General features: G+C 42.5%; 17 protein-coding genes and 1 tRNA gene. 9 read left to right on the plus strand and 9 right to left on the minus strand.

The window, feature by feature from the left end:
• Positions 1-66 precede the first annotated feature (66 nt).
• Complete coding sequence (locus CRENPOLYSF2_RS08860) at positions 67-381, plus strand: DUF1902 domain-containing protein (protein WP_087143594.1); 315 nt, start codon at positions 67-69, stop codon at positions 379-381.
• Positions 378-623, plus strand: a complete 246-nt coding sequence (locus CRENPOLYSF2_RS08865; protein WP_087143595.1) for a type II toxin-antitoxin system HicA family toxin — start codon at positions 378-380, stop codon at positions 621-623. Before CRENPOLYSF2_RS08860 ends, CRENPOLYSF2_RS08865 begins: the two co-directional genes overlap by 4 nt.
• A gap of 406 nt (positions 624-1,029) precedes the next feature.
• Here CRENPOLYSF2_RS08865 and CRENPOLYSF2_RS08870 read toward each other — a convergent pair whose 3' ends face one another.
• Both CRENPOLYSF2_RS08870 and CRENPOLYSF2_RS08875 read right to left on the minus strand, forming a co-directional pair.
• The gene (locus tag CRENPOLYSF2_RS08870; RefSeq protein WP_087143596.1) at positions 1,030-1,320 is read right to left on the minus strand and encodes a helix-turn-helix domain-containing protein; all 291 of its coding nucleotides are present in this window, start codon (positions 1,318-1,320) and stop codon (positions 1,030-1,032) included.
• Complete coding sequence (locus tag CRENPOLYSF2_RS08875) at positions 1,313-1,636, minus strand: type II toxin-antitoxin system RelE/ParE family toxin (RefSeq protein WP_087143597.1); 324 nt, start codon at positions 1,634-1,636, stop codon at positions 1,313-1,315. Before CRENPOLYSF2_RS08875 ends, CRENPOLYSF2_RS08870 begins: the two co-directional genes overlap by 8 nt.
• Positions 1,637-1,814: 178 nt before the next feature.
• Here CRENPOLYSF2_RS08875 and CRENPOLYSF2_RS08880 point away from each other — a divergent pair, with 178 nt between their 5' ends.
• The 7 genes from CRENPOLYSF2_RS08880 (at position 1,815) to CRENPOLYSF2_RS08910 (ending at position 7,729) form a co-directional block, all read left to right on the plus strand.
• The gene (locus tag CRENPOLYSF2_RS08880) at positions 1,815-3,053 is read left to right on the plus strand and encodes a glutamate-5-semialdehyde dehydrogenase (protein ID WP_176371074.1); all 1,239 of its coding nucleotides are present in this window, start codon (positions 1,815-1,817) and stop codon (positions 3,051-3,053) included.
• Complete coding sequence (gene nadD, locus CRENPOLYSF2_RS08885; RefSeq protein WP_087143599.1) at positions 3,054-3,677, plus strand: nicotinate-nucleotide adenylyltransferase; 624 nt, start codon at positions 3,054-3,056, stop codon at positions 3,675-3,677.
• Positions 3,678-3,697: 20 nt separating this feature from the next.
• The gene (gene rsfS, locus CRENPOLYSF2_RS08890; RefSeq protein ID WP_087143600.1) at positions 3,698-4,051 is read left to right on the plus strand and encodes a ribosome silencing factor; all 354 of its coding nucleotides are present in this window, start codon (positions 3,698-3,700) and stop codon (positions 4,049-4,051) included.
• 193 nt (positions 4,052-4,244) lie between these two features.
• Complete coding sequence (locus CRENPOLYSF2_RS08895; RefSeq protein ID WP_087143601.1) at positions 4,245-5,738, plus strand: NAD(P)H-hydrate dehydratase; 1,494 nt, start codon at positions 4,245-4,247, stop codon at positions 5,736-5,738.
• A complete protein-coding gene (tsaE, locus tag CRENPOLYSF2_RS08900; RefSeq protein ID WP_087143602.1) occupies positions 5,738-6,154 on the plus strand; it encodes a tRNA (adenosine(37)-N6)-threonylcarbamoyltransferase complex ATPase subunit type 1 TsaE in 417 nt (138 codons plus the stop codon). The genes CRENPOLYSF2_RS08895 and tsaE overlap by 1 nt, the downstream gene beginning before the upstream one ends.
• Before the next feature lie 275 nt (positions 6,155-6,429).
• Positions 6,430-7,443 carry a ferrochelatase gene (hemH, locus tag CRENPOLYSF2_RS08905; RefSeq protein ID WP_087143603.1) on the plus strand — a complete coding sequence of 338 codons (1,014 nt, stop codon included), beginning with the start codon at positions 6,430-6,432 and terminating at the stop codon, positions 7,441-7,443.
• A gap of 209 nt (positions 7,444-7,652) precedes the next feature.
• A tRNA-Val gene (locus tag CRENPOLYSF2_RS08910) sits at positions 7,653-7,729 on the plus strand.
• A gap of 239 nt (positions 7,730-7,968) precedes the next feature.
• Here the strand turns inward: CRENPOLYSF2_RS08910 and CRENPOLYSF2_RS08915 are convergent.
• The 7 genes from CRENPOLYSF2_RS08915 to CRENPOLYSF2_RS08945 form a co-directional block, all read right to left on the minus strand.
• Complete coding sequence (locus CRENPOLYSF2_RS08915) at positions 7,969-9,639, minus strand: ShlB/FhaC/HecB family hemolysin secretion/activation protein (protein WP_087143604.1); 1,671 nt, start codon at positions 9,637-9,639, stop codon at positions 7,969-7,971.
• Positions 9,640-9,727: 88 nt separating this feature from the next.
• Entirely contained in the window at positions 9,728-10,276 is a 549-nt protein-coding gene (locus CRENPOLYSF2_RS08920; protein WP_087143605.1) for an Lcl C-terminal domain-containing protein, read from the minus strand.
• Between the two features lie 115 nt (positions 10,277-10,391).
• Entirely contained in the window at positions 10,392-11,219 is an 828-nt protein-coding gene (locus CRENPOLYSF2_RS08925) for an Lcl C-terminal domain-containing protein (protein ID WP_087143606.1), read from the minus strand.
• An 83-nt stretch (positions 11,220-11,302) separates the two neighbouring features.
• Positions 11,303-11,842, minus strand: a complete 540-nt coding sequence (locus CRENPOLYSF2_RS08930) for an Lcl C-terminal domain-containing protein (RefSeq protein ID WP_087143607.1) — start codon at positions 11,840-11,842, stop codon at positions 11,303-11,305.
• A 104-nt stretch (positions 11,843-11,946) separates the two neighbouring features.
• Positions 11,947-12,741 carry an Lcl C-terminal domain-containing protein gene (locus CRENPOLYSF2_RS08935; RefSeq protein WP_087143608.1) on the minus strand — a complete coding sequence of 265 codons (795 nt, stop codon included), beginning with the start codon at positions 12,739-12,741 and terminating at the stop codon, positions 11,947-11,949.
• A gap of 119 nt (positions 12,742-12,860) precedes the next feature.
• A complete protein-coding gene (locus tag CRENPOLYSF2_RS08940) occupies positions 12,861-15,659 on the minus strand; it encodes a two-partner secretion domain-containing protein (protein WP_087143609.1) in 2,799 nt (932 codons plus the stop codon).
• Between the two features lie 47 nt (positions 15,660-15,706).
• Entirely contained in the window at positions 15,707-18,049 is a 2,343-nt protein-coding gene (locus CRENPOLYSF2_RS08945) for a CHAT domain-containing protein (protein WP_087143610.1), read from the minus strand.

The raw sequence follows: 18,049 nt of genomic DNA on the forward strand, positions 1-18,049 counted from the left end.
CTACCGTTCGTCCTGAGTTTATCGAAGGATGATTGGCCATCAGTAATATAAAGTGGATACACTCCCATGACCCCAGAACAACTCATTGTAAAATGCTACGCTGAACAGGAAGGCGATTGTTGGGTTGCTGTTTGCCTTAATTTTAATCTGGCTGCGCAAGGTGATTCTTTTGAAGAAGCTAAAATCAAGCTGGAAGCCATGATTGCTGATTATGTTTATGATGCCTTGGTTGGAGAAGATAAGTTTTATGCAGCGCAATTGTTATCAAGACACGCACCGTTTTCTACCTGGCTTAAATATCATTTTATTAAGTTAAAAATTGCGCTATTGCACAGTGCAGAACGTGTTTTTGATGAAATGTTACCGCTGATTCCAGCATGAGTGGGGAATATCCACCGCTTACCTGTAAAGATGTTAAAGCTATTCTCGCCTACCTTGGTTTTGTTGCCAGGCCCACAAAAGGCACATCGCATGAACAATGGGTAAAAGTCGAAAATGGCAGGTTGTATAAAGTGACGGTCGATTGCCCTAAAGCCCCTTTTTCACAAACGCTTATCAAAAGTATGGCAGAACAAGCGGGATTGAAAAAGAAGGATTTTTACCGGATATTCAAACAACTTTGAGGTATAAATACATTGTCCACACAGAACCTACACGGCTGAAAGCTTTTTACATTTAGCGTAAACAAATTCAGGATCAAGATCAGCGCCAGATTCCCATTCAATCGTATCAAAAGCAACTGTAACTTTTTCAATGGATTATTTGCAAAAATTATTTCTGAAAAAATAAATTGTAAATTTTATTTACATTATTATTTTTTTATTTATCAAATTGTTTGTGTATATTATTTTGACATGATCGCCGTGTAGTTTTGGTATAAATTGGGTATTTTTTTGTTGTAATGCACTAATAACCGAATAAAATCGCAGTTTGTTATTAGTTTAAAAGTGTAAAAATTTTTAACGCTTGACAGTCAGGTCGCATAAATTGGCGACATGCTTTTGTAATTGATAAGTCAATACCGTTAAATTAACTATGCAATACCAAAAGAGCTTGGGGATTAGCTTCCACAATTTTCAGTAATGCTCTAGCAGGACCGGTAGGGCGCACACGCCGTTGTTCCCAATTTTGCAGGGTTTTTAGTTTGACACCAATCAGGTAGGCAAAACGGGTTTGTGACAAACCGGTTTGTTCACGGATAGCTTTAACATCTGGTTCAGGAATTTCTCGAATACGTAGTCCATCAACTTTTTCACCGCGCATGTGTCGTCCCATGTCACGAACACTTTCTAGTAGCTCATTAAACTGTTTGTCATTCATGACGAATCTCCGCTTCTATAACAGCAGCAAGTTGTTTTAACTGATCTTGAGTAAGATCACTGGCTTCATTTTTAGCATAAGCATAAACCAAGTAACAACATTCTTTGCTATGCCAATGGTAATAAATAACCCTTGCTCCACCACGTTTACCACGTCCAGTTAGTGGCACACGTAACTTACGAAGACCTTTACTGCCTGGAATTACCATTCCAACTAACGGATTTTCAAGGATAGTATTTTGAAAGCCACGTAAGTCTTCATCTGAAAAGAGAGTTTCAGCACAATGTGTAAAAATAGGAAGCTCAATAAATATCATGAGGTAAATTGTACGCTAAAAGCGTACAATTTTAAACATTTAGCGCAGTTTCGAAATACAGTGGCTAACATCGTGTTACCGTGTTTAGGTTTGTCAGTGGTTATGATATTGATTTTTAGCTATAATCAACCATTAAAATTAACGCCTGTGTGTGAGTTAAGTGGACATCAAAGAATATATGCAAGACCTCGGTCAGCGAGCCAGAGCCGCTAGCCGCATTATCAGTAAAGCCGAATCCGGCAAAAAGAATCTCGCCTTGTTGAAAATAGCTGAAGCTATCGAAAACAATCAAGCTATGCTCATCAGCGAAAATGAACGTGATCTGCAAATCAGCCGACAAAATAATCTTGATAGCGCAGCACTGGATAGATTAACGCTATCGCCCAAAGCCATACAAGCCATGATAGACGGCTTAAAGCAAGTTGCCGCGTTACCTGATCCGGTCGGCGAAATTACCGATTTGCGTTATCGACCCAGTGGCATTCAGGTGGGCCAGATGCGTGTGCCGTTGGGTGTTATCGGCATTATTTACGAATCACGCCCGAATGTCACCGTCGATGCGGCAGCGTTGTGTCTTAAATCGGGCAACGCCTGTATTTTGCGTGGCGGTTCGGAAGCTTTGTATTCCAATCAAGCCATTGCTGCGTGCATTACTCAAGGATTAATACTGGCTGATTTGCCGGAAGATACCGTGCAATGTGTCGCAACCGCTGATCGTGCAGCAGTCGGTGAATTGATTACCATGAAGGAATACGTGGATATTATCGTGCCGCGTGGTGGTAAAAGCCTGATTGAACGCATCTCTAACGATGCCACTATTTCAGTCATTAAACACCTGGACGGTATATGCCATGTGTACATCGATGACAGCGCCGATATTAACAAAGCGGTTGCCATTGCCGATAACGCCAAAACCCACCGCTACGGTGTTTGCAATGCCATGGAAACCTTGTTGGTCGCCGAAGGCATTGCGCCAAAAGTGCTGCCGTTATTGGCCAAGATATATCTGGATAAAGGCGTGGAGCTGCGCGGCTGTATCAAAACCTGTAGTCTTATTCCCCAATGCAGCCGAGCTTTCGAGGACGATTGGCGTACTGAATATCTGGCACCGATTTTGTCTATTCGCATCGTCAAAGATATTGATGCGGCAATGGAACATATCCATCAATACAGTTCTGCCCACACCGAAGCCATTGTGACGGAAAACTACACGCTGGCACGGCGCTTTTTAAGGGAAGTGGATTCCAGTTCGGTCATGGTGAATGCTTCGACGCGTTTTGCCGATGGTTTTGAATACGGGCTGGGTGCAGAAATCGGCATCAGTACCGATAAGTTACACGCGCGTGGCCCTGTGGGTTTGCAAGGCTTAACGTCGCTCAAATTTGTGGTGCTAGGTGACGGTCATATCCGCCAGTAAATGATCGGTATTTTTGGTGGTACGTTTGACCCTATCCATTATGGCCATTTACGTTCGGCACTGGAAGTTAAGGAAATTTTCAACTTAACGCAAGTCAGGTTAATTCCCAGTGCCCAGCCGCCACACCGACTGCAACCGCTGGCATCTGCGGCATTGCGCTTACAGATGCTGGAGCTTGCCATCAGCAATCAAACGGGCTTGGTGGCCGATGACCGTGAATTAAAGCGGGTAGGGCAGTCGTATATGATTGATACGCTACAGTCTTTACGACACGATTTTCCGCAGCAATCCTTGGTGTTATTCATGGGCAGCGATGCCTTCAATACATTGACCAGTTGGCATTGCTGGCAAGATTTATTCACTTACGCGCATATTGTGGTATTAACCCGCCCAGGCTTTGTTATACAGGCATTGGATGATTTTTTTGCCACGCGATTAACCACGCAAAAACAAATCTTGGCAGCACACAAAGCCGGTAAGCTGTTATTTCAGTCCGTTACGCAATTAGATATTTCTGCGACAGCAATACGCCGTTGTATTGCAGAGGGAAAAAATCCGGGCTTTTTGTTGCCCGATGTAGTCATTACGACTATAAAACAAAACCAACTTTATCAAATAAATTAGTTTTATTATTAGGAATATACATGCAAACAGCCGCGTTATTAAAGATAGTTCAGAGCGTATTAGATGAACACAAAGGCCAAAATATTATCACCTTGGATGTGATCAAAAAATCCAATTTTACCGATTATATGGTGGTGGTAACGGGTACGTCGGAACGTCATTTACATGCTTTGTGTGAGTACGTATCTGACAAAAGCAAAGAAAATGGTCATAAACCGTTGGGCTTAGAAGGTGGATTAGGCTCTGGGTGGGTGCTGCTGGATTTGGGCGATATTATTGTGCATGCCATGACCGTTCAGTCGCGGGATTTTTATCAGTTGGAAAAATTGTGGTCGGTAGGTGACGCTAAAGAAATGCAACTACAGGCAAGTTAGGTTTCTACACATAGCAACGCGTCACTATTTTAGCTACCAACTTTATGACGGGATATCCGTTTGTCCTGAGCTTGTCGAAGGACTTGTGGCTCATGGTTCGACAAGCTCACCACGAACGGTTTTATTTAAAGTTGTCCCGTTTTAAGTTGCTAGCCACTATTTTTAAAGAAAACACCTATTTTACATTTTGGTCATGGCAAAATTACCGACTGCGTTGTTTAATGTTTCTCAAATTAAAGCACTTGAGTGCCTTGCCATCCAAGTACAAGATGTTTCTGGCTTAGAATTAATGATACGTGCAGGCAATGCGGTGTTTCAGCAGTTGCGAGAAAGATGGCCTGATGCTGTCCAGATAGCGATTTTTTGTGGCGCTGGCAATAATGCCGGTGATGGTTATATTGTTGCGACACTGGCGCTGCAAGCGGGTTTGTCTGTCATCGTGTACAGTGTTATTGCTACGGAACACTTAAAAGGCGATGCGTTGGCAGCGTACCAACTGTACCACGAGGTATTGGGTCGGGTTGAGACTTTTGTGCCGGAACCATCGGTAATGGCGCAGATGGATGTTATTGTCGATGCGTTATTAGGCACGGGTTTGTATAAGCCGGTGACCGGTATAATGGCGCAAGCGATTGCGTTTATTAATCATACTGACAGCCCTGTTATTGCTGTTGATATACCTTCTGGGTTACATGCCGATACCGGTTGTGTAATGGGTTGTGCGGTAGTTGCTGATTGTACAGTGACTTTTATTGGCTTAAAACAAGGCCAGTTTAGCGGACAAGCGGCCGATTATTGTGGCAGTATTGTCTATGATGCGTTAGGTGTTGCCGATGCGGTTTTTACTGACATCCCCGCTACAATATGTCGCGTCGAAAGATTGTCGCTAGCACCAAGACAGCATTATTCACATAAAGGCCATTATGGCCATGTGTTAGTGATTGGCGGTGATCAGGGTTATTCTGGCGCGGTCAGGTTGGCAGGAGAGGCGGCATTACGTATCGGGGCAGGTCTGGTGAGTATTGCAACACACACCGCACACGCAGGCATGATAAATCTGGGTCGACCTGAGTTGATGTGTTATGGGGTGGAAAATCCTGATCAATTATTACGATTAATAACCAAAGCCAGTGTGGTGCTTGTCGGACCGGGTTTAGGATTGACTGCCTGGGCAAAAGATTTGTTTATTGCGGTGATTAATGCCAGCCATGCGGTTAATCCGTTGAATGCCAAAATACCCTTGGTTATAGATGCTGATGCGTTACATTTTTTGGCGAATGCGCGTATTAAAAATCCAGATTGGATTTTAACGCCGCATCCAGGCGAAGCAGCGCGGCTATTGCATGTTTCAACCAGTGATATCGAACACGATAGGTTTGCTGCGGTGTCAGCAATACAAATGCGCTATGACGGTATTGCTGTGTTAAAAGGCTCAGGTACGTTGATTGCCTCAGAAATTATTGCCGTGGCTAATACCGGTAATCCGGGCATGGCTTCTGGCGGTATGGGCGATGTGTTAGCGGGGGTGATTGCAGGTTTGCTGGCACAAGGTTTATCGCCTAAAGAGGCGGCTCAGCAAGGCGTGTATTTACATGGCTTGGCGGGTGATAAAGCTGCACAGCACACCGGCGAAAGAGGTCTACTCGCCAGTGACTTGTTGCCTTATTTAAGCCAGTTGGTGGCGTAATGGAAAAATATCTTGCCAGCTCAGAAGACACTGAGCAATTTGGTGCTGCGTTATGGCATTTGTTGCCAGCAACAGCGGTCGTTTTTTTACACGGTGATTTGGGTGCAGGAAAAACCACTTTAGTGCGGGGATTTTTACGTGCAGCTGGTTTTTTAGGGGCAATTAAAAGTCCAACCTATACGCTAGTAGAGGAATACAGTCTTGGCGTGCAAAAAATATTTCATTTTGATTTATACCGGTTAGCTGATCCTGAAGAGTTGGAATGGATAGGGATTAACGATTATTTTGGGCAAAAGAATCTGTGCTTTATCGAGTGGCCTAGCAAAGGTGCGGGATTTTTACCGTTACCGGATTATGATATTTGTTTACATGCCCAGGGTATTGGACGGCAGTTAACCCTGCAAGCAAGGCTGTGATACCTACCACCCCGTATTCGACAATTTAACATTACCGACGCTCAGTTAGTGCTGGTGCGGTGTACTTTGAGGTAGTTCTGCGCTTTTTCCTTAAAACCTTATTGTTCTAGTACACCAAATTGTAAATCAACAGGATTTAAATATTAACTTGATGTAGTACACAACAGCGTTTCATTCATGATTTGAAGATTTTTATTATCCTGTTTTTATATGATTTGATGTACTAGTATAATTTCAGTAAAACCTCTCTCCCTATTTTATAGAAAAGGCAAGCAATGAAACAAAAAACCGTCTTACTGTTATTAAATTTAGGTACGCCTGATAGCCCAAGCCGGTGGCAAGTAGGACGATATTTAGGGCAATTTCTTAATGATCCTAGGGTTATTGATATTCCTTGGTTGGCTAGAAAAATTTTAGTTAATTGTATTATTGTGCCGTTTCGTGCGGGTAATTCATCTAAGCTGTATAACGCTATTTGGGATAAAGAAACTGGCTCGCCTTTGTTAATGAATACCTTGGCATTGCAAAAAAAATTACAGGCAGCTGTGGGCGATGATATTACAGTGGAAATGGCCATGCGCTATAAAAATCCCAGTATGGATGTTGTGTTAGAGCGTATACATCAGCAAGGTTATCATAAAATTATTGTGTTTCCGTTATTTCCGCAGTATGCTTCAAGCAGCACCGGCAGTGCCTTGCAACGCTTTATGGAAATTGTGAGTCAGTGGTGGGTGATTCCGGAAATTAAAATGGTGTCGCAATATTTTGATAACGCGGATTTTATCAATTGCATCGTCAATAGAGCCAAACAATACGATCTTAAGCAATACGATCATATTGTCTTTAGTTACCACGGCTTACCCGAAAGACAAGTCGATAAAGTCTATAACGACGGTGTTTTGTGTAAACATCATCACTGTGAGGACGTTCTAACTGAAAGCAATTATTACTGCTACAAAGCCGCGTGTTACCAAACTACCAAAGCGCTAGTTGAAAAACTGGGGATAGCGCAGGATAAATACACACTGAGCTTTCAAAGTCGTTTAAATAATAAATGGTTAACGCCTTTTTCTGATAAAGTTATTGAAGAGTTGGCAGTAAAAGGCGCTAAAAATATACTGGTTTTTTCGCCGGCATTTACCGCAGATTGTTTGGAAACTTTGTACGAAATTGGTATCGAATATCAAGAGATTTTTCATAAACACGGCGGTCAAAAAATTCAATTGGTAGAAAGTTTGAACAGCGGTGATGATTGGGTTGAGACTATCAAAAAAATTGTATTGTCGTAATTGTCCGTTGAATAAGCGCGCTGTCACAGTTAAGATCGAAACGCCTGCTTTAAAGGCAGCAAAATGAGCCAGCCATGAGTATTAGGTATTTTGTGACAAGATACGCAGTTGTTGTGTGAAATTAAGAAAAGAACCGACAAAAAAATCTTAAACTTGCATAATGTTATTGTATGAGTATAATGCTCGCATTGGTAGAGAGTTAGAATTTTAGGCACGTAGCTCAGTTGGTTAGAGCACCACCTTGACATGGTGGGGGTCGTTGGTTCGAGTCCAATCGCGCCTACCAAGTAAATTAAAGCCTTGCATGAAAATGTAGGGCTTTTTTTATGCCTGATTTTCATCCAGTTCCCCAAGTTTTACTTCATTCTCAAAAAACAACCGTAACACAGGTAATAAGCGCTGTACGGACTTGATGGCATTGAGCAGTGCTTCCGTTCGTTTTGAATCTGTATTTCACTGAGCCCTGTATAACATGGATACAAAGGTATATTCAGGAACACGGCATCGTTGTAAAGAACTACCGCGTTAAAACGCAAACGTAGACACATTAAAAAATATACTGTCGTCTTGGAGGTCGTGCGAATTTTGCGGCGCAGCTTTATTAAGATCATGGGCGTAGAAAAAATCGGCTTTAATATGTTTTAAACCTTGCCAACTTAAACCAATTCCCAGTGAATGAAGGTAATCAGCGTTATCACGGTCATTCCATGCCGCGCCGTAGTCCATAAACGGGAATATTGTTAATGCGTTAGGATAACTGCCTTGCGTGTCCCATAACGGATAATGGAATTCGATACTTGTGCTATAGCCATTATCACGTACCAATTCATTTTCACGGTAACCGCGCACGCTATACACACCACCCACAGCGATTTTTTCTTGTGACAACACGGCTTGGTTGCTGAGTTGTAAATTACCCCGTAAACGGAGTTGTGCGCCATTATCCATCACTTTCCAAGCATGTTGAACTTGACCTAGCCAGGCAAAATAACGGCTATCTGGGCCTTTTGAAGCACTTTGTAAAGTAGAGCCTAACGCATCTAAACCCATGCTGAAAGTGGAGCGTGCAGCAAACACATGGTGTTCAAAACGGCCACTGTAATCTTGAAAAAACCGCAAGGCCACGGTGGTGTTTTTGCAAGGTGCTTTGTTAAATTTAAAACAATCCTGATCTAGTAAACTTGTTTGATTAAACCGACTGGACAAATTGACGCCCAAAATAAGATTTTGTTCAGCCGTTTGGTAAACAGGATAGCTGAGTGTCCAACTGAAATTAGTAACATGGCTGCCGATATTGGCTTTGTTTAAGGGCTCTTCTACGATTGATGATTTGCCTGTTTCAAAGTGGAAATCAAACAATGTGCCATAAGCATTGAGTGGTATTGACATCCCGCCTGCGTAAACAGCTGAACCTTTGCTGGTGTCAAAACGAAAATCAAATTTATCGCCCCAGCGGGTCAGGTTTCTAACCCAGGCTTCGGCTTGCAGTTGCTCTGCGCCAATACTGGGTGGGTTGTAATTGTTCAAGTGTAACGCCAGTTGATAAGGTCGAGCGCGGGTGACATGCAGATCAAGTGCGCTTTGGCCTAATTCTGGTAAGGGTTTAAGGTTGCCGTTAAGGTATTCAATAAGGGGATCGTTTAACAGCTGTAAGTAGCGATCTTGGAATGTTTGGCTATTGAAGGGCTTATCATCCATTAGGCGCCATCGAATGTAGTCTGGGTGTAGCCAACCATTACCCTCTATATTGATGGCCGTTAATTTGCCCTCTATCAATTGTATGTTGAGAAGGCCATTTTTGAAGGTTTGTGTAGGGATGACCGCACCGGAATTCACATAGCCGTTTTTTATGTAATGTTGGGTCAGGCGATAGCGTAGTTCTTCCAGTTCGCCGACATCAATAGCGCGGTGTAAAAAGGGTTTGGCGATGTTTTGAAGTTTGGCCTCATCAAATACGCTGTTACCGGAAAATACAATTTGGTTAAGTATTACTTTAATTCCGGTGTTTTGAGTTGCATGCGAAGGTGTTTCATCAACGGGAGGTAGTACAAACGGTTGTGGGGCTTCTGGGGTAAATTCGGGTAAGGTTTGTTTTTGTTCGCTTGGTCGGCTGGAGGGGTTGTTGCGTGCTTCACAAATGGAAACTATTAGCCACAAAACAGGTAATACCACTATTGTTACAACTTTTTTAGGCATGGCTTTACCCTTCGTTGTTCTTTAACGTTTGCTGTTGCGAATGGTTATGTTGAGGTTGGCAATAATGAAAGCAAAACCAAGTACAAAATCACTGCCCACCGCGAACTAACCAAAGCGATCTTCCGTGATCCTTAGCGTGATCAGACACTGTGGGACGCCAAAAATTTATAACCCAAGCACGATCACCATCGAAGCCATTAGTGGTATACGTGGATGACGACCAAAATTCGTTATAATCAGCGCCAAATGGAAACACTTGCAAATTTATTGCTGGAGAGATGCATTGCCATTCAATAAGCGTGAAGAGCTCCTTAATATTGGGGATTCGCCAGTCCTTGTATTTGGCAAAACCGCCATTTATGTTGAGTGTTTGTACGTGTTGCAATACTTCCCGCCAACGGCCTCCCCCTCTATATAGTTTACAAACACGCTTGATAGCATCCCACTGCTGGTCTTCTAAACATGCTTTCCACATTAAGCCAGTGTACGTATCTAACACTGTTCCGTTACTATAACGGGTAAACCGGCTGGTTGGAGTGGTGGCAGTAATATTTGGGTTACACGTTTGAGCATTGCCCATCAGTGGCAACATTACCAACATGCAGGGTAAAATAATTGTTTGGCTGAGTTTTGACACAGTGATACTCCAAGTTTAATAGATCATTGATAAATGGCGATGTCCTGGTCACTCATTAAGTGTCAGTGTCTACAAATCTTTCAGAGCTGTAGATTCGCCGCATTAGCAAAAAAAATTACTGTCCACCACGTACTAATCGAACGCGAATATACTCATTACTCTTAGAGTCAGAGCCTATCATCTTGTTGTAATAGCTGACATGAGAAAAAGAGGTATTAAAATTGACATACCAAGCCGAAGTAGCTTTATTACCTGTAATATCGCTAGACTCCGTGGTAGATGACCAAAAACTGAAATGATCTTCAGGAAAATAGTCTGTATCCACAGCAGGGTTGTCACGATCCAATGAGGTAAGGTTGAACAGTTCTTCCACAGTGGGTAGACGCCAATCCTTAAACCCACACCAGCCCACTTTATTAACGGCTTTAACATAAGCGTAAGTATTACATCCCGTTTTTGTCCCGCATAGACCTGCATTTTGGCTACCTGCGTTGCCGCCATTAATTTTTTTGTTGGGTTCATACCAACTGTAAGTCCAATCCTTGTCGTGCAAACCGCCATCATTGGTTTTAATTTCCCATAGTAGACCGGTTACATTGTCTTTTACACAGCTCCATACAAGTGCGTTGGCGGCTAACGCTTTTCCGGTACTGCTCATTTTGGTAAAGCTAAAGCCAGCATGGCCATCTGAGTTTTTATTGGCGGTTTTATCGCGTCCGAATTGTGCATCCTGGCCTGGGTAGGCTTTTTGTGGACAAGGTAGATTACTCTCGGAGAGGTCTGAACAGGTGTCGATACCCGTGTCGTTTAGCTTTATTTTATAAACGGGTTTGGGCGCGGGCTTAACAGCGGCGGTGCTTATGGCTGGCGAAATAAAGAGGGCAGCTATCAATAAACCAGCACATAAATACCCAATTGAGTTTGGATTAAAAAATATTATCATTGTAAACTCCTTGTTTCCCGTTTTTTAAGAACCAGTTGGCAATGTAACAGCAAACTTAATGTAGCAAAAAATCAAGCGTAAAATTACTGTCCGTCGCGCACCAATCTAATTGAAAGTTTGCTGTCTTTATCGATCAAAGCATTTCTACCATTATCGAAACTGACATACCACATGAACTGGCCATCGAAGAAATATGGGGATGATGTCCATGAGGTATAGTCGCTCCCACCTGGAAACACTTGCAGATTAATAGGCGGATTGCATTGTCTTTCAATAAGCGTGCGTAATTCCTTAATGTTGGGTACGCGCCAATCTTTATAGTTGGCAAACCCACCCTTAATATTGAGTGCTTCCACCGCCCGCAAGGCTTGATGCCAAGTGTAGATGTCTGCATTAAAGTCGCAGGCATGGCTAAGTGCATTCCACTTCTGACCTTCTCTGCAAATTTTCCACATCAGGCCGGTGTATTTATCCAACACAGTACCGTTGCTATAACGGGTAAACCGGCTGGTTGGCGTGGTAGCGGTAATGCTACCCGTCTTACAATTTTGTTGAGCATTGCCAACGGGTGGCAGTAGCGCCAACAGGCATATCAGTTTGGTTATTTGACTGGCTTTGAGCATAACTTTACTCCAGTTTACTGGCTAAAAAAGAGGAGGAATGGCATTTGCTGTTTCTTGCAACAATCGGTTTTAGTAACCCACTAAATAGGTTAACGTTAACAAAATCATTGTCCGTTACGTACTAACCGAATTTGATAATCATAGGCATTAATCTGATAATTCTCGTGGCCGCGAAAGAAATTGACGTACCACGCGTAGTTATTAAAGGAGAAGAAGGAGACGAAGTAAGGGGTAGACGACCAAAAAATGTCAATATTGGTTTCAGGGAAATAGGTAATATCCAGAGCTGGTTCCTCACGATTGAACGAAGTAAGGCTAGATAATTCCTCTACAGTGGGCATACGCCAATCCTTATGGCCACACCAACCCGCTTTGTTGACTGCTTTAACATAAGCGTAAGTGTCGCAATCCTTCTTAGTGCTACATAGACCGCCGTTTTGGATACCTGCAAAACCACCATTAATTTTGTTGTTTGGTTCATACCAACTGTAAGTCCAGTCCATATCGTGCAAGCGGCCATCATTGGTTTTGCCTTCCCACATCAGGCCGGTTACGTTATCTTTTACACAGTTCCATGTCTTGGCACTAGCCAGTAACACCTTGCCGGTACTGCTAATTTTGGTAAAGCTAAATCCGGCATGGCCATCTGAATTGTTATTGGCGGTTTTATCGCGCCCGTATTGTGCATCCTGGCCTGGGTTGGTTTTTTGTGGGCAAGGTAAGTTTTTTTTGGTGAGGTTTGAACACGTAATGATACCCGTGTCGTTCAACTTTATTTTATAAACGGGTTTAACAATTGTTGCACTTATGGCAGGGGAACAAAAAAATACAGTTATCAATAAACCCTCAAACAAATACCAAATCTTGGGGTTAGTATTTGGATTAAATAATATTGCCATTGTAGCCTCTTATTTCTGGTTGTTTTTAAGAATACACCTGAAATATACCAAAAAAGCAGGTTTACTTTACGCAGTATCTCAAAAAGGTAAAAAATTTACATAGAAATCGGACATCTACCTTATATCTTAATTCTAGCGTTTTGTCTAGGTAGACAATCATTATCTGCCGTGGCTAACTGAGAGGGATGTTTTGCTTGCGCGTTTTTGTTTGGTGTTTTGGCCAGTAAGCGGTCTATGGTGTAACCATCCTGCCCTTTATTAAATAGTGGTATACCACCTTTGCCCAATTTTTTAATGGTACTTTGCCGTGCGGTGTTGGAACAAGGGTCATGGCCGACACGACTCAGATCAAGCTGGGGAGTATTTAGACTAGCCAAAGCGCCAACGATATTAAGCTGTGGGGCATTAATGGTTATATTGCCGTTAACACCATCTGGTGCAGCGGCCTGAATGACGTTATTACCAGAATTGGCTATAAACTGTAATGGTGTATTAACACCTGTTTGAAGATTGGCACTACTGGCAACCAATTGTTTGGTGTTTAAATTAATCTTGCCGCCACTGGCTTTTGTTGCATTGGTATTAGCTTGGATAAACCCCGTATCCATTACCAATACATCTGAATTTATAGTAATGTCGCCGCCGTTGCCTTTTTCTTTACTGGCTACCGATGTGGTAATTTGGCTATTATGCAATCGTGCCCAATCTTTGGCGTTAATGGTTATTGATCCGCCGTTACCTTGATTGGCAGAAGTTTTAATTGAACTATTATTTAAACTCAGCCGTGATGTGTTGATTTGAATAGGGTTGGTGGGAATATTGCCGAGTGATTCAGCAGTAATTTTACTGTTATTGCTAAGTTCTATATAGGGTGCAGCAACAATTAGCTTTAAATGCTTTTGTAGAGGATTATCAGCAAAGTTAGCTGAACTAATAGAAATTTGGCCTTTATTCATGAATAACATTTTTATTGCCGTAACTTTTACAGCGCCTGGATTGCCTGTACCGTCTAGTTTCGAAGCCGATAAGATACCCGTATCAAAAATTGAATTTTTACTATCATTAATCAGTATAGTTCCAGCATTAACATTTACTTCCCCCGCATCACCTCTGGTATAAGTGGTTGAAGAAACCTGCCCACCATTATTTATCGCCAGTTCGTTTTTAGCAAAAACTTTTACTGCACCGGCATTGCCGTTGGAATCGTTAGCATCGGAGGAAATGCCTGTGAAATACTCTGTACCTTGCCCATCGATTCGTATTGATCCCGCCTTAACATCTACTCTACCCGCATGACCGTTGGCGAAGGTATCCGACGAAATTTCTCCACCCTTGGTTATCACCAGATCGTTTGTGGCTGTGACTACTATATCGCCAGCATTGCCTCTGGAATCAAGGCCAGTTTTTGCGGAAATACCTGCGAAATGTTTGTCTTTTCCATCGATTTTTATCGTACCGGCTTTAACATCTATGCGACCAGCATTACCTTTGCCATTAGTGTCAGACGAAATTACGCCACCATTAATTAATGCTAATCCATTTTGGACAGTAACTTTTACAGCACCAACATCACCAACGGAATTAGAAAGAGAATTAATGCCTGTGACAGTTGCGGGGGTTTCCGAATTTTGTCCATCGATTAGCACCTCACCCGCTTTAACATCTATAGATCCCGCATTAGCGTTACCCTCGGTATCCGATTGAATAATTCCATCGTTGGTTATTGCCAATTCGTGCAGGGCTTCAATTTTAATATTTCCTGATTTACCACCACCGGAGCTAAGAGGGTTAGATGAGTAGATGCCAGTTTCTGGGCCAATTATTTTTAATGTACCGGCCTTAATATCGATATTACCCGCATTACTTTTGTTTATAGTTACAGAAGAAATTTTACCGCCATTGATCATAGTTAGTTCATTATTGGTATTAACCATAATATTTCCAGTATCTCCTAAACTTAACTTATCACCTCCAATTTCCGAGTTATTTATCGTTGCTTTAATTACATTAATATTGATGCCTTGTCCTGGTTGCATAGCTTTATCACTCAAATTATCGACGATAACTTGACTACTATTCACTGCATTTAAATTTTCTGCACGTATCGTAATTCGCCCTTTACCGTGACCAGAAGCATCTAATATTGTATTATTTAAGGAAATGTTGCCATGTAAAGCATGGTTGGGTAATGTTGTAACACCAATTGTTTGGTTAGTATTGCCGACAGCCGCCAGTTGCAAATCTGTGCCTTTGCCGCTGTCGCTAAATATTGCTTTATTGCTAAATATCGCATTATTTATATTAATATTGGCAGCACTTAATTGCACTGTAGCTCCCGAAGTAAATACCAAAGCGCCAGATAACTCACCGAATTCGTTGATATCACCTGCCCCGTTATATTTAATATTACCCGTTTGCTTACCCAAAAAACCAAACGCTTCCGGTGCAGCCATACTTAAGGTGTTGCCATGTGGTTTTAGAGCGCTAAATTTTGCGCCATCGGCAAATTGCAGTTTGCCAGCGGTACTGGCATAAAACGCCCCCGGCACATCTACCTGGGCATTTTCACCGAAAACAATGCCAGCTGGATTTATAAAATAAAATGCCGCCTTACCCACTTCCGATTTTAACGTGCCGTCAATATTAGACAACTGCCCTCCTGTCACACGGCTGATAACATTTTTGATGGCGCTGTTACCAGTAAAAGTAGCACTTTGTGACTGGTTTAAATTAAAGCGATCGAAACTATGAAACAAGTTATTACCTTTTAACGCACCCAAATCTTGACCAATGTGAAAGTTGGGGCCTTGTAAATTCAGTTTTGCACCAACTGAACCATCGGTAATCACCTCTGCTGAACAAGGTGTTACAGTGATAACACAGCTAATACCAACGGTGATGATAGCGATTGTCTTCATACGTTGCCTGCTTGTAAGCTTTATGAGTTAAGAGGTTGTAACTAAAATTACCCACCATTACCCACCAAAATAAACGGTGCCCAATAAAATGGATGTGAGAATTCCTTATCCTGAAGTAACTGTAATTGTGCTTGTTGTAATGCTTTGGCTTTGGTCAAGCCCTGTTGCATAAAACCATCGTAAAACGTCTGCATGAGCTTAACCGCCGCATCATCACTGATCGGCCATAACGAACCCAAAGCATTTTTGGCTTTGGCTTTCAAGGCTATCCCAGATAACCCCAATGGTGCGCGGTCATCACCTTCGGCGGTTTGGCAGGCGCTTAGCACCAACAAATCAATGGGATGTGCAAGGCTACGATCTTTCAGCAAGGTTTCCAAATGGTCAATGCCCAACAATTTATCGTAAGTCATGATAAAGCTGTCGTCAGAACTGCTACCAAAAAAACCGTGTGATGCAATATGCACCACGCCGTAATTCGACTGTTTAACTGCACTGTCAAAGTTTTTTAAGGTGTAGTTCTGGTTAAACATCACTTGGCTTGGCAGATTGGCGGCTAACGTGTCTATTTCGATTTTAACACCCGGTAATGCCAAACTTTGCATAATCTCTTGCACGTTTCTGGTGCTAGGCATTAAAGAAGCAGGGCTTACAGCGTTACGTAATCTTGCCGCGACTGAGCGCACGGTAACTGACTTATTGAGGTGGCTTAAACCACGATCAACAAGCGCTTCACCTCTAAGTTGCGTCAATAACTTTTCCGGTAGTTGTGCGACCACATCAGGGCCAGGTTGGCTTAAACCCACCAGCAAGGTTTTGTTGGCCAAGGTTTTTACCCTGGCACTGGCTGCGGCTAAACTGGGCGTTGTGGTAATTGCATAATTTTCGATGACATAGTGCTGCCCATCGTGTAAAGAGCCTAAGGGTAATAAGCGTAACGAACCATCAGGAATATAAACCAAGGTATCAATGGCATAGTCTTTTAACTGTTGTTCCAACGGTTTAATTAACCACGCATAAAGCTGTTGGGCTGCTTGCTGATCTTCTTGACCTTCACGTAAATACCTAACGAATGCTCTGATTGTACTATCCAGATGGTCACCAGTAACGTTAACTGTATGTTGATATAAACGATCACCAATATTCAGCAATACTTCAATTCGATCAGTAAGGATAATAGGATAAAACACCGCCGTTTTATCGCCTTGCGGCTGTTTTGCATTAACTTGAATATCGGTCAACAAACAACGATCCTTGAAAAAATCCTCTAATTCTGTTTGTTTAAGACGCTCCATTAAGCCGATAACTTCTTCCAGTAAGAGTTTGTTAGATTCTGTTTCTTTGGCAGTGGATTGTTGTAACAATAAGGTGATAGCACCGCGATACAACGGCCCAAAGACTTGTAAAAAAGACGATTTACCGTTTTGATAAGTAACAGGTATGTCTTGGCGAATGTTTTGCATAGCGCTGATGGCTCGGCGATAGCTGTCTATTGCCGCATCACGTTGTTGCAGTGTCGTGTACAGGCGTGCGGCTTGCCAGTTATAAAATACCTTTAAATCATCCGCGTTGATGGTTTGCAAATGCTCAAGTGCGGTTTGGGTCAGCGTTAAGGCTTCTGTAGTACGCTGCTGACTTTCGTAGACCCGCCCTAATAGGCCGTAGTATTGAGCAATAGAGCGGTGATGTTCTGCGGGTAGCTGTGCAAACGCAAGAGTCAATTGCTGGTAAAGTGTAGCAAGGCGTTGATAGTCTGCGCCATTGTGAAGGGTTAGCGCGGCCAATAACGGGTGTTCCAACCATTGTTCAGCCAGCATCAGACGTAATTCGCCCGTTATGGCTGAGGGTTCTAGTTGATTAATATTGCTTAATGCACGTTGTTGATGTTGTTTGAACTCAGTAAGGCTTTGCGATATTTGGGCAAGTGCTAGATAGCAACGTACCATTAATTCAACATTATGTACCTGGGTTGCTTCAGTTAAAGCCTGTTGTAAATAAACTTGCGCTTGTGGGGTAAGGTTTCGGCTTTGGGCTATTAAACCACTGTAGTATTTGATAATCGTGATTAGGTCATTGTTTTTAATTCGCTTAGCCAGCGCCATTGACTGTTCTAAGATAGGTTGGGCTTGTTCTGGCCGGTGCAATAAATAAGTGCTGTACCCTAATGCGCTTTTGGCTAAGGCCTGGCCTGTAAAATCGTGCTGTTGTTCTGCTTGGATTAGAGCGGCTTTGTAGGCGGTTTGGGCATCTAAATAATAACCTGCACTTTGTAAACTACTACCTTGGCGTAACAAAGTTTCAGTTGATACTGAGTGCTGTTTAAGGGCGGCATTGACTTGTCCTAAACTGGCAAAAGTTAATATTGCCCATAAAATGAAAAGTTTTTTCAT

The sequence above is a fragment of the Crenothrix polyspora genome, assembly GCF_900163755.1.
In the GTDB taxonomy this organism is placed as follows: Bacteria; Pseudomonadota; Gammaproteobacteria; order Methylococcales; family Methylomonadaceae; genus Crenothrix; species Crenothrix polyspora.